Here is a 12,525-nt window from a genome sequence, read left to right on the forward strand (position 1 = left end):
TCCTGTTTTATCAAAAACACTAATTAATGCCCGTCTAATTTTGGGCATATAACCTCCTCTTTCTTAAAACTTGTTGGACAATGAGGTTCTCATAAATCCACAATTGGTACTAATCCATTTTTCTAAAACTTTTTCTCTTGTAAGGTCCATGATTTGATGTTCTCTGTGACCCAACTTTCATTTGATAACGGCTTGTCTGCCCTGAACTTCAATTCTATTCTCCGCAAAAAGCTGGAGCGCTTCAACATAAATCTTATGCTCTTGCTCCAAAACTCGGGCGGCCAATGTTCCCGGGGTATCATCGTCTTTTACTGGAACGCATCTTTGTAGAATTGGTACGCCGGAATCGTACTCTTCATTCACTAAATGTACGGTAACTCCTGAAACTTTGCAACCGTAATCTAACACAGCCTGATGGACTTTAATTCCATACATCCCTTTTCCTCCAAAAGAAGGAAGAAGTGCTGGGTGAATATTTAGCATCCGATGTTTATACTTCCGAATAATACTTGAACTGATTTTTTTTAAATACCCTGCGAGAGCAATCAACTCAACATTATACTCTTTGAAAGCATTTAAAAAAGCCTGGTCCAGATCTTCCTGTGATTCGAATTGTTCGAGGGCCAAATGCAATGCAGGTACCCCGGATTTTCTGGCAATCTCCAGAGCTCCTGCTTCTATTTTATTGCTGATAACCAGAACTATTTTTGCAGAAAGCGTGCCATTTTGCGTTGCCCGTAGAATTGAGGCTAAATTTGTGCCTGTACCGGAGGCTAATACCGCAACTCTTAAAGGGTCCAATTTTTCTCTGAAGTTTGTTACTTTGGATTCGGTTAAATTACTGGTGAATCTTTTATCTGCAAATAGCCTTCATTGGCATCCAAACAAACGTCAACGCCTAATGGTATCGTGTATTTCACTTCAACATGACCGTACTTCAATTCACCAGCCATTGGGACCTCTAAATCAAAGAGAATATCGTGTAAAACTTGCTCAATCGACAAACTTTGATTTCCGGCCCTGGGTTCACAGCCCTCAAATTGGCCGAATACAATACCGTTGACGTTTTCTAAAATACCGGCCAACTTTAACTGCATCAGTTTTCGATCTATGCGGTAGGGCTCTTCTCCTACATCTTCTAAAAACAAAATTGCATTCTGAAAGTCGGGCAAATAGGGTGAGCCGATCAAGGAGCAAATCATGGAAAGATTACCACCAAGGAGTCTTCCTTCAGCAACTCCCGGTTTTATGCAATGAAGTCCGGAAAATTTTTGCACAGGTTCCGAGACAGTAATCATGTTCCAAAAATATTGCGCCGTGAACGGGTTGATACCTTTTCCCATTTCCACCGCAACCATAGGTCCCGAGAAAGTAACCAATTGAGTTTTTTTGAAGACAGCCAACTGAAAGGCAGTAATATCACTAAATCCAACAAAAATTTTGGGGTGACTTTGGATAATCTTATAATCGAGCAAGTCCAGAATCCTGGGAGTTCCGTATCCTCCTCGGGTACAAAAAATCGCCTGAACCTCTGGGTCTTTGAACATTTCATGGATATCGTTGGCCCTGTCTCGCTCGCTTCCGGCCATATAGCCGTAGACATCATTAACGTGACTGCCGATTTTCAGTTTATAGCCACACTTTTCAAGGTATTGAATGCCCTTGGCAAGAAGATCCGGTTTCATCGGGCTTGCCGGCGCAACAACTCCGATTGTCTCACCACTTTCTAGCTTTCGCGGCTTTAAGATCAAAATTGGAGACTGATTCGTCTAGGTTAGATTTAAAAAATCATCTCGCCGTTAAGCACATCAAAGACTTCTGAATAATTGGCAATCCGGTATTCAGCTATCTTGTATTGGAAAATAATTTCCCTGCGGATACTGTAATATGACCAAATCAATACGGGTTTTCTGGAGAGGCTATTGATCTCATCATAAAGATTTCTAGACCGGTTATAGGCAGTATTCACGTAATCGGGTGGTCCAAGCTTAATATAAACCATACCCATTTCCGTCTTCCAGCCGGGCATGTTACTTTCTTTGCCAAATCTCTTGTTTGCAAATTTGACCCGTCTATAATACTCATCCTTGTATTCATTCATACGCGTCTCAGGATCGGGATCACGGCTTTCCCAGAATTCCTCAAATGCCCTGGTTTTTTCCTCACCTTCCAGAGACCTCATTTTCTTTAATTCGTCGTCTTTGGCAATGTGGAGTAACTGTTCGATGGCCTCATCAAGATTTGCATAAACCGGGCCTGCATCGGAATCGGAGAGGTCAAGCACCTGCTCGACCTCCAAAGATTTATCTTTACTTTTTACAACTAGCCGGATACGGTTATCCGTACTGACGAGTGCAAGTTTATCCAATTGAATGTACTGGCGCGAAACCCTGCCGGCACTTTTTATTCTACGTTCGCCCTCCTGCAAAACTTTGTCTTCAGACGCGAGGAACTGGTAAACAATGTAAATACTGTCTGATTCAGGCACGTTGTAAACTTCGAAATATGCGTACAATTCAGTTTGGGGCTTTATGTTTTCACCACCAGAAGCAGGTTCGTCAGGTGCAACCTCAATTGAGTCCACTGCAAAAACATCGCTAATCATGAATTCATTTTTCGTGAAATCACGCAGGGTTACGGATCCCTCGCGAATGCCGGATCTCTGAGTTTCTTTGTCCTTGAGCTCAATTCGAAAATTGTAAACCCCCGGCTCCAAAGCAATTCTAAGCTCGGTTGAATTTTTTATGTCTAATGAATTGGTTTCGTCAAAATTTTGGGTAATTATAAAACCTGTTTTTTTAATTCTATCAATTTCGGTTTCACTGGTATCAGAAATGACAACGGATGCTTCATAATCTGCTCGAAATTTTTTCCTTTTTGCTCTAATGAACTGTAGTTCGTCGTTCACAAAACTTAATTTAAATATCAGGCGGCTTAAGTTCCGCTCATCAGCAGCCACGTTGACAAAGTCGACGCCGAAATAGGGTACGTCCTCGGGTTGCTCTGTCCGGTGGAGCTCAAAGCTGCTTCGATTTGCATCCTGAGCGTAGAGATTAATGGAGAAAAAAGAGGTTAAATATAGAAGCAATGAAACGGAGCCAATTGCGTTTTTCGATCTACATATTTTCATGATAATTAAAGCCTAAAATTAATTAATTAAATCGAACAAGGAGTTTCGGTTTTCCAAACGAAAATCCCCAAAGCCCAGTTCATCTAAAAAAAGCAATTGTTTATTGTATTCGTAATAAGTCCACAGCTCAATTGCCTTAATCGTCTTCCCAGGTGAATTCGCAAATTTTTGATTGAAGGGATTCCTGTCTATGGAATCCGGCGCACCTATCAGGATATAAACCCATCCCATATCGGTTTTCCAGCCGGACTTATTGAGACTATGAAATTTCTTATTTGCAAATTGAATCCGTCGGTAGTATTCTTTGCGCAGCTCATTTTCTGCTGTCTCTGGGGTCGGATCATTTTTTTTCCAGAACTTAATGAACGCATTCTGCTTCTGATCTTTTGGGGTGTTTTTTAGTTTCTTTAATTCTTCATCCGAAGCTATATACTTCAGGACTTCAATCGCCTCCTCAAGGTCTGCAAATGTCAGTGGTATGCCATCGATATACAACTTAAATGCACTTTCGACCGTTATGGACATGGAGCCGCTGCTAAATTTAACCTTGGCGATATATCCTCCATGTGACAGATTCTCAGTCGATATCTCAAAGATGTTTTGGGTAATTCGACCTCTACTTCTTATCCAATATTTATCGGATTGAAAAATCTGATGGTCCTGGCCTAAAACATGATATTCAACAAGTAAGCTATCATTCTCAGGAATATTATATAATTCTACATAAACATATAGCAATTTAGAATCTTCATCTTTGGTTTCTGAGACTCTTGGCTCAAACGTAACTTTCCCTTGTTTATCCCTGGAATAGAAATCTAAAAACAAAATATCACTCGTTAAAATATCTTTTGTAGAATAGTCTTTTAAAGAAACCGAACGCTTATGCCGGCCTTTTTTTTGTGTTTCCATATCTTGAAGATCAACAGTGATTTCATAAGCTTTAGGCGGCAAATCGAAACTGACTGTGCGTAAACTGAATTCGTTTACGGATTTCGTTTCCTCAAAAGAAGCCACCACTAGCTCCTGTTTAATTTTGTCGCTGTTCACAAATTTACCGGTTGTATCAAAGACCGAAATTGAAATTTCAAATTGAGCCTTGAATTTATCATCTGACTTAACAAACTGCAGTTCATTATAAAAAACCTTTATATATAAATCAAAATGGCTAAGATGAAAATCAGTGGAGGCTTTATTAAAAATTGCTACGTCAAAAAACGGTGCGTCCACAACTGAACTAAGCTCTTGTAAAGATAAGATTGGGCTGCTTGAAAAACTTAGCACCCAAAAAATCGCTAGGTGGATTCTATGCTTTGTTAATTTTTTGATGCTCATTTTACTGCTCCATTCAAAGAATTAAACAAGACGGGACTATCTCAAAAAGCAATTTAAGTGGTCATTGGAGACATTCGCCTGTTAACTCATAATCGGAAAAATCCGTAATTTTGACTTTGTAGAAGTTACCAATTTCGAGTTCTTTTGATTCTTTGATAATGACTGAGTTATCAATTTCAGGACAATCCGAAGCGGTTCTACCAATATAAGCCTTTCGTACATTATCAAATTCATCGACGAGTACGTCTTTAACGGTGCCGACACAGCTTCGGTTCAATTCAAAGGAGAGTTCAGATTGGATGTCATTTAGTTCAGCCCAGCGCTCACGTTTAATAGGGTCGGGAACCTGATTGCGTAACTTATGGGCAGGGGTGTCTTCTTCTCTGGAATAAGTAAACAATCCCAATCTTTCAAAACGGATGTCTTCCATAAAATCTGCCATTGCTCGGTGCTCTTCTTCAGTTTCACCCGGGAATCCAACAATTAACGATGTGCGAAGCGCAATTTCCGGATTTCCTTCTCTTAAAAGGGAAACAATCCGTTCAATATCTTTTCGGGTCACTTTACGAGCCATTCTTCTCAAAATTCTATCCGAGGCATGTTGAATCGGCATATCTACATATTTAAAAACCTGCTTTCTATCGACGATTATTTCAATGATATCCTCAGAAAAATGGGCGGGATAAGTGTACAGCAGGCGGATCCATTTAAATTCTTTAATTTGCGACAATCGGTCAAGTAGTGAGACCAGTTTTTTTTCGCCGTACAAATCCATTCCGTAAATCGTCGTGTCCTGTGCGATGAGGATAAGCTCCTGAACGCCTTTGGAAGCCAATATTTGGGCTTCGTCAATAAGTGATTCAATAGAGCGACTTTTAAACTTGCCGCGAATTCCGGGAATTGAACAAAAAGTGCAGGGATTTTCGCACCCTTCTGAAATTTTTAAATAAGCGTAGTGCCTTGGGGTGGTTAAAGCGCGTTCGCCGAGGAGCTCGCGTTTAAGGTCAAGCCGGTTCAGCAGTTTTTTTAAAATTTCGACCATATCGCGATTGCCGTAGAAACCGTCCACTTCTGGAATTTCTTTTACCAGCTCGGTTTGATAACGCTGCGAAAGGCAGCCCGTGACAAAAACCTTTTCGCAGTCGCCTCTTTTCTTCAACTCAACGGCTTGCAAAATTGCATCGATAGATTCCTCTTTGGCGCCTTGAATAAATCCACAAGTGTTTAGGATGATGGTTTCGGCCTCCAACGGATTCTCGACAATTTCAATGTCTTCACCTTTTAAGCCGCCGAGCAAAATCTCGGAATCAACTATATTTTTTGGACAGCCCAAAGTTGTCAAATTTATTTTCATTGAAACAAGGCCTCCACAAAAATTTCTGAGTCAAATGGTTTCAAATCATCCATCGACTCACCAAGCCCAACAAACCGCACCGGCAGATCGAGTTGATTTTGCACGGTCAAAACCATGCCTCCTTTGGCAGTGCCGTCCAGCTTTGTGACAACCAACCCAGTTACCGGAACGGCTTCCTTAAACTGCTTGGCCTGAGCAAGTGCATTCTGACCGGTGGAAGCGTCCAGAACCAACAATACTTCATGCGGCGCGGTTTCCATCGCTTTTCCTAACACCCGATTAATCTTTTTTAGCTCTTCCATCAAATTGACTTTTGTATGAAGACGACCGGCAGTATCAACAATCAGAACGTCTACGTCCCTGGCAATAGCGGCTTTCAAAGCATCGAATGCAACCGCTGCGGGATCGCCTCCCGTCTGAGTGCGCACGACGTCTACACCTGCCCGCTTCGCCCAAATCTCCAACTGTTCCGAAGCAGCCGCCCGAAAGGTGTCGGCGGCCGCTAATAATACTTTTTGGCCGCTGTCATGAAATATTTTGGCCAGTTTGCCAATCGTTGTGGTCTTGCCGGTTCCGTTCACCCCAACTACCATGACAACAAATGGCTTTATCGTTGGGTTAAAAAAGTCAGTCGCTGCCGCACCGTTTTCACTTCCGGCAGTTTTAGTCAAATGTTTAGTCAGCTCACTCTTTAGAAAAGCAGTCAGCTCTTCAGGCTCATTAAATCCTTCCCTATTTACATAATTTTGCAACTGCTCAATCACACTTAATGAAGTTTCGACGCCAAGGTCAGCGCCAATCAGTACTTCTTCGATTTGCTCTAAAAGTTCATCATCAACAGTGTATTTGTTTTTAACCAGCTTGGTGATCTCACCGAACAATCCTTCTCTGGTTTTTGCTAAGCCCTGTTTGAATTTTTCGAAAATAGATGCCATCTTTAACTTTGTTTAGCGGCTCCAACCATGCTTTTAAACTTCCCAAAATAAACTATCGAAGAAATAAAAAGTAAAACGACGTTGGTCCAAAGAAATATTTCTTTAAGAATAGGAACATCAAGTGTATAAATTATCATCAAAGTACCAAGCATGAATGCTGTCACTTTTCCAATCCTCTGTGACTCGATAACAATTTTTTGTTTAGAGATCACAAATAATCCCAGTAACAAAATCGCGATGTCCCTGGTTAGAACTAAAACCAGGAACCAAATTGGCAAATCACGCAGGTTAATTAACATTAAAGCAATGACTGCAATCGTAACTTTATCCGCGACTGGATCCAAAATTCGTCCAAAGTCGGATTGCTGATTTAATTTCCGCGCTAATTTTCCGTCAAGGGTATCTGTAAGCGCTGCGAATAACATCAGAAAAACTGCCCAATAACTTCCTGCCGTGGTATCCAATTTCAAGAAATAATAGATCGGCAGAATCAACACAACTCTTAGGAGACTTAATTGGTTGGAAAAATAAAATATCTTTCGAAAGTTCAATTTATTTGCCTGCTGCTTTCACCTTTTTATAAATACTTTAATCACATCTAAAATTAAAGATGGGTGTCGAAATAAGGCGGTTTTGAAAATGTTCGCCAGTGTCCGTTTCTCGGATGGGAGACTTAAAATCGTATCTGCACTTTTGTTCAAATCCTCGTCGGTCAATTTGTAGACGGCTTGTTTAATTTTGTAAGTGCGCTCATGATTTTTTCCCTGTGCGTGGTGCCAATCGCGGGCATATTGGGCTAATCGATTCTCACTAATATCATCCTCTTCAATCGCCTCAGCTGCAACACCCCCAGCGATTTTTCCTGCAATCATTGCAGTCGCAATTCCACCACCTGAAATTGGATTAACTTGATGAGCTGCATCACCGACAAGCATGAGGCCGTCAGTCACGATTTTTTTTAAAGTTGTTGCACAAGGAACACCTCCAACAACGGTGTAAAGCACTGCTGCGTTTGGAAAATGTCGATCGATAAATTCCTTCAAATATTTTTTAGCGGATTTAAAGCGCCCATATTCACCTGAAATGCCCAAACCAACATTGGCCACTCGATCATTTTTTGGGAAAACCCAGAGATAGCCGCCGGGCGCCACGTCTTTCCCTAAATAAAAGTAAATATATTTCGGATCAACTTTAATGTTGGAAAGAGTCATTTGCAAACAGCTTTCCATATCCTTTATTTTGATGTTCGTCCTTAAGCCGGCCCAACGACCGACACGTGACTCGACTCCATCCGCGCCAATCACCACTTTAGCACGAATGTCATGGTACTCGCCCATATGCTGAACTCGCACCCCTTGTACTGTGCCGTTCGGTTTAATTAAATCATAAACATAAGCCTTGGTCATGACCTCAACGCCGTCCATAGTGGCCATTTGAACCAGGTCATAATCAAAAATTTTTCTGTCCAGCATATAACCACGCTCTCCGCCGGTGTCTATGGCGACTTCCCTTCCATCCGGGGAAACTATGACAAAACCTTCGATTATATTCGAAATCCATCTTGGCTGCGGGTCGACAACAGATTTCAGTCCCTTTTCACCAACTGCTTCAGCGCAACGGACAGGTATCCCCACTTCACGATCTTTTTCAAGTAGAAGAACACGGGCACCATTTTTGGCAGCGTGCTTGGCAGCCCAGGCTCCTCCGGGACCGCCACCTACTACTATACAATCATAGCTATCTCGCATTCCAACTCCTGAAGCTTCTCCATTGGTGCCAAAGTTTCAACCGGACAAATCCAAACACAAAGCATGCAATCGATGCAGGTTGGCTTAATTTCAATTCTTGCTTCATATAAATCAATTGAATCAACAGGGCAGACGGCAACGCAGGCGCCGCAAAAATCGCATTTATCGTTTATAACTTCAATCATTTCAATTAGACGGAAAGATTGGGATAAGTTAAACCAAATCTGATTTTATAGTAAATCTTTGAAAGAAAGTAAATGCCCACCAGAAGAAAAAAATATGCATATTTGAAAGAAAAAGCTGTATTCGAGTAGGTGATAACCCATTTAATGCAGATGGTAAAAGTCAGAAGTAATATCGAATATTTAACAGCCCGCAGGACCTCGGTCATCTTTAGCGTGACACTTGCCCAAATGAAAAACGGTAATGAAAAAAGAGCAGGATAAAATATGAGCTCGTCATTTGAACGATAAGATAAGACTAACGCCACAACCTCAAAAATCAGAGCAAAATACACCGTTGTTTTAACCCCGAATTTGACACCGAAAGTTAGTTTCTGAGTAGAGGCATCGCCTTCAACGTCGGGCAAAGTTGTTAATAAATAAACAGCTGCAACGGAGCAAACATATGGAATCGAATAAATGACCGAATCCTGAGTTAGGGAGCCTTTTATAATCCAACCGCCAAAAAATATTAAAAACGCACCAAGCCCATTGGCGACTAAGCCCATAAGCGGGCGATCTTTGAATTTAAAAGGTTCAAAACTATAAAGCCAACCAGTCAGGATCAAAATACCAAGAAAGAGAACCCCCATTTTGATCGAAAAAATAAAGGCAAAGATAACAGCAATTGCAATCAGCGCTGCTGACTCGATGAATGCGGCTTTTGGTGTTAAATGACCGTGGGCGATTAAAAAAAGTTTTTGGTTTTTGTCATCCGTTTTTCGATCCATAATCTGATTTAAAATGAACACCGCTCCCATGAGCAGTGTCAGGAAAAGGCCGACCCAAATAAATTCAATCCCGTTGGTACCCAAAAATTGGTGATTAGTAGCTGAATTGGTTGCCGCCATGCCGTATTTACTCTGAACAAAAAAGCCGGCTAAAAATACTGTCCAAACCGGGTAAAAGAGAGTCGGTCTTAAAACAAAGAAGTAATCGAGTAGCTTAAATAGTTGCTTCATAAGGTTACTTTCTTAATTCGAATTATTTTCATCTTCAAGTTGCAGCTTGGTCATACCGTCTTCTGGTTTCAAGGGATAGTTCCCGGTGAAGCAGGCTGTACAGAAGCCACTTTTGCCGTTTGACACTGCGCTGATCATTCCTTCAAGTGAAAGGTATCCAAGGCTGTCAATGCCCAAGAATTTTCGAATTTTTTCGATGGTTTTGTCCGACGCCACAAGCTCCTGTTTGGTCGGGAAATCCATGCCGTAATAGCACGGAGCAATAATAGGCGGCGATGAAACCCGGACGTGGACTTCTTTGGCACCGGCTTTTCTTAGCATTTTCGCTAACTGTTTTAGCGTTGTACCGCGAACAATTGAATCATCGACCAAAACGACTCTTCTGTCTTTCAAAACACCTTCAACCGGATTAAACTTTACCCGAACCTTGAAATCTCTGACCGATTGCTCGGGGTGAATAAACGTCCGGCCGACATAGTGATTCCGAATCAAACCGATCTCGAACTTGATGCCCGAGCCGCTGGCATATCCGAGTGCAGCCGTGTTCGACGAGTCGGGAACAGAAATGACAATGTCGGCAGCAACGGGATGTTCAAGGGCAAGCTTTTTGCCTAACTTACGTCGCGCTTTATCCACATTTTCATCAAAAATTCTGCTATCCGGGCGGGAAAAATATACGTATTCGAATATACAGGCTTTTCGATCCGCCTTTTCTTTGAGCCAATACGAACTAACGCCGTCTTTATCTAAAACCACGATTTCACCGGGGTCAATTTCCCGAACGTATTGCGCTCCAATCAAATCAAGGGCGCACGATTCCGAAGCGATGATGTAGGTCTTTCCTTTCTTGCCTAAACAAAGCGGCCGCCAGCCGCGAGGATCCCGCAAACCGATGACTTTATTATTTGAGGCCAGAACAATGGAATAAGCTCCCTTTATTTTCGCGAATGCCGCCTGCATTTTGCCGACAATATCAGTGGCTTTCGCACGTGCCATGAGGTGGAGTACCACTTCAGTATCTGACGAGGTTTGAAAAATGGACCCTTTCTCTACCAACTCATTTCTAACTTGTCTAGAGTTAACAAAATTGCCATTGTGGGAAATAGCAATCGGACTTTCCTTGAAATTCACCATAAAAGGCTGGGCATTTGTCAGCATATTCGAGCCGGTGGTGGAGTAGCGGTTGTGGCCAATCGCCAATCTCCCTTTTAGCTCTTTTAAGGTTTTAATATCAGAAAAAGAATCGTTTACCAAACCCATACCGACATGACGAAACATATTTTTACCATCGCTGGAAACGATTCCGGAGCTTTCTTGCCCACGATGCTGGAGTGCATAGAGGCATTGATATGCATAAACAGCAGCGTCTTTATGTCCGTAAACACCAACGATACCGCAGTTCGATTTAGGTTTGTCTAAGTCGTTGCTCATCTTAAGTTTAATTCTGCAAAAAAATTACTTATTTTTTAATCTGTTAGATTCTTTAATCAGTTGGCAACTTCTAATATGTTAAGCAAACGCATTCGGATTTAATAACAAGTAAATAAGCAGCCCGGTGATTGCAATCGGAGCAAAAAACCGAATGAAAAAACCGAAAGTTTTAGCCTGCTTAAAGTCCGGATTTCCTTCTCTGATCTCGGAATTGGCGTTGGCCGTGCCCCATTTCCAGCCCACAAATACGGCTACGCCAAGCGAACCGATAATGAGCGAATATTGCCCAAAAAGCAGATTCATCAAATCCAGGAATCCATAGTTCCTGCCTTCAATGGTCATCAGGTTTGTCAGCCAATCAACTGCTCCGAGGCTAAGCGCTGCGGGAAGTCCGGCGATAAATGCCCCTATTCCGGAGACCCAAACAGCCTTTTTTCGGGACCATTTTCTCTCATCGATAAAGTACGCGGCCGGTACTTCGACAATTGAAATCAGCGAAGTGACCGCTGCGATTCCCAGCAAGACAAAAAAACCGGTGCCAAAAAGCTGGCCTAAAAATATCTTATTGAAAATATTGGGAAGCACAATGAAGATCAACCCGGCGCCAATCGTCGGCTCTAAATTCATAGCAAAAAGCGCGGGAAAAATCGCGAGACCGGCTAAAAGAGCGATGAGCGTATCCAAAGAAGCAATCCAAGTGGCAGACGAAACAATATTTTCTTTTTTGGCTAAATAACTTCCATAAGTTATCATTGTGCCCATTCCCAAGCTCAAAGAGAAGAAAGCCTGCCCCACCGCTGCCAGAACACCTCTTCCGGTCAGTTCATCCCATTTCGGTTGCATTAAAAACGCCAAGCCTTTTTCCGCGCCCGGCAATGTTACCGAACGGATGACCAACAAAACCAATATTCCCAAAAGAATCGGCATTAAAATTTTTGACCAGCGTTCGATTCCAGCCCTGACCCCTCCGAACAAGATCAGCATTGTTATCGCCATAAAGGCCGCATGAAAACCAATGGTCGCAACGGGATTTGAAACGAAATTAAGAAACTCTTGTGTAATTTGATCCGAATCAAGTGTAGAAAAAACGCCGGTCGCAGTTTTGACAATATAACCCAACGTCCAACCTGCCACCACACTATAAAATGAAGAAATCCCCCATCCCGTAAGTACGCCAAGAAGGCCTAAATATTTCCACTTGCTGCCCGGAGCCAGGGTATTGTACATCCCTACCGGATTTTTTTGGGTATGGCGCCCCAAGGCTAATTCCGCGATCATGACTGAAAGACAAACTAAAACGATACTTGCCAAATAAATGGCAATAAAGGCTGCCCCGCCGTTTTGCCCGGCGACGGCCGGAAACCGCCAAATGTTACCCAGGCCAATCGCCGAAACCGCCCCTTCCAAAATAA

At 42.3% G+C, this 12,525-nt stretch carries 12 protein-coding genes; all 12 read right to left on the minus strand.

What is annotated here, in order from left to right; translation table 11 throughout:
• Positions 1-177: 177 nt before the first annotated feature.
• Positions 178-801, minus strand: coding sequence for a phosphoribosylglycinamide formyltransferase (locus IH879_10860; protein MCH7675437.1), 624 nt, complete (start codon positions 799-801; stop codon positions 178-180).
• Positions 802-833: 32 nt separating this feature from the next.
• Positions 834-1,685 (minus strand): LD-carboxypeptidase, encoded by an 852-nt coding sequence (locus tag IH879_10865; protein ID MCH7675438.1) that lies wholly within the window; start codon positions 1,683-1,685, stop codon positions 834-836.
• 95 nt (positions 1,686-1,780) lie between these two features.
• Positions 1,781-3,130 (minus strand): GWxTD domain-containing protein, encoded by a 1,350-nt coding sequence (locus IH879_10870; GenBank protein MCH7675439.1) that lies wholly within the window; start codon positions 3,128-3,130, stop codon positions 1,781-1,783.
• Between the two features lie 18 nt (positions 3,131-3,148).
• Complete coding sequence (locus IH879_10875) at positions 3,149-4,462, minus strand: GWxTD domain-containing protein (GenBank protein ID MCH7675440.1); 1,314 nt, start codon at positions 4,460-4,462, stop codon at positions 3,149-3,151.
• A gap of 61 nt (positions 4,463-4,523) precedes the next feature.
• Entirely contained in the window at positions 4,524-5,816 is a 1,293-nt protein-coding gene (rimO, locus tag IH879_10880; protein ID MCH7675441.1) for a 30S ribosomal protein S12 methylthiotransferase RimO, read from the minus strand.
• Positions 5,813-6,751, minus strand: coding sequence for a signal recognition particle-docking protein FtsY (gene ftsY, locus IH879_10885; GenBank protein MCH7675442.1), 939 nt, complete (start codon positions 6,749-6,751; stop codon positions 5,813-5,815). Before ftsY ends, rimO begins: the two co-directional genes overlap by 4 nt.
• Before the next feature lie 2 nt (positions 6,752-6,753).
• Complete coding sequence (locus tag IH879_10890; protein ID MCH7675443.1) at positions 6,754-7,302, minus strand: CDP-alcohol phosphatidyltransferase family protein; 549 nt, start codon at positions 7,300-7,302, stop codon at positions 6,754-6,756.
• A gap of 18 nt (positions 7,303-7,320) precedes the next feature.
• Positions 7,321-8,499: an NAD(P)/FAD-dependent oxidoreductase gene (locus tag IH879_10895; GenBank protein MCH7675444.1), complete on the minus strand. Its 1,179-nt coding sequence runs from the start codon at positions 8,497-8,499 to the stop codon at positions 7,321-7,323.
• The gene (locus IH879_10900; GenBank protein ID MCH7675445.1) at positions 8,475-8,684 is read right to left on the minus strand and encodes a 4Fe-4S binding protein; all 210 of its coding nucleotides are present in this window, start codon (positions 8,682-8,684) and stop codon (positions 8,475-8,477) included. Before IH879_10900 ends, IH879_10895 begins: the two co-directional genes overlap by 25 nt.
• Before the next feature lie 5 nt (positions 8,685-8,689).
• Positions 8,690-9,682, minus strand: a complete 993-nt coding sequence (locus IH879_10905) for a UbiA family prenyltransferase (GenBank protein MCH7675446.1) — start codon at positions 9,680-9,682, stop codon at positions 8,690-8,692.
• A gap of 12 nt (positions 9,683-9,694) precedes the next feature.
• The gene (locus IH879_10910; GenBank protein ID MCH7675447.1) at positions 9,695-11,113 is read right to left on the minus strand and encodes an amidophosphoribosyltransferase; all 1,419 of its coding nucleotides are present in this window, start codon (positions 11,111-11,113) and stop codon (positions 9,695-9,697) included.
• 78 nt (positions 11,114-11,191) lie between these two features.
• Positions 11,192-12,525 (minus strand): sodium-dependent transporter (locus IH879_10915; protein MCH7675448.1); only part of this gene is annotated, 1,334 nt, incomplete at its 5' end.

The sequence above is a fragment of the candidate division KSB1 bacterium genome, assembly GCA_022562085.1.
In the GTDB taxonomy this organism is placed as follows: domain Bacteria; phylum Zhuqueibacterota; class Zhuqueibacteria; order Oceanimicrobiales; family Oceanimicrobiaceae; genus Oceanimicrobium.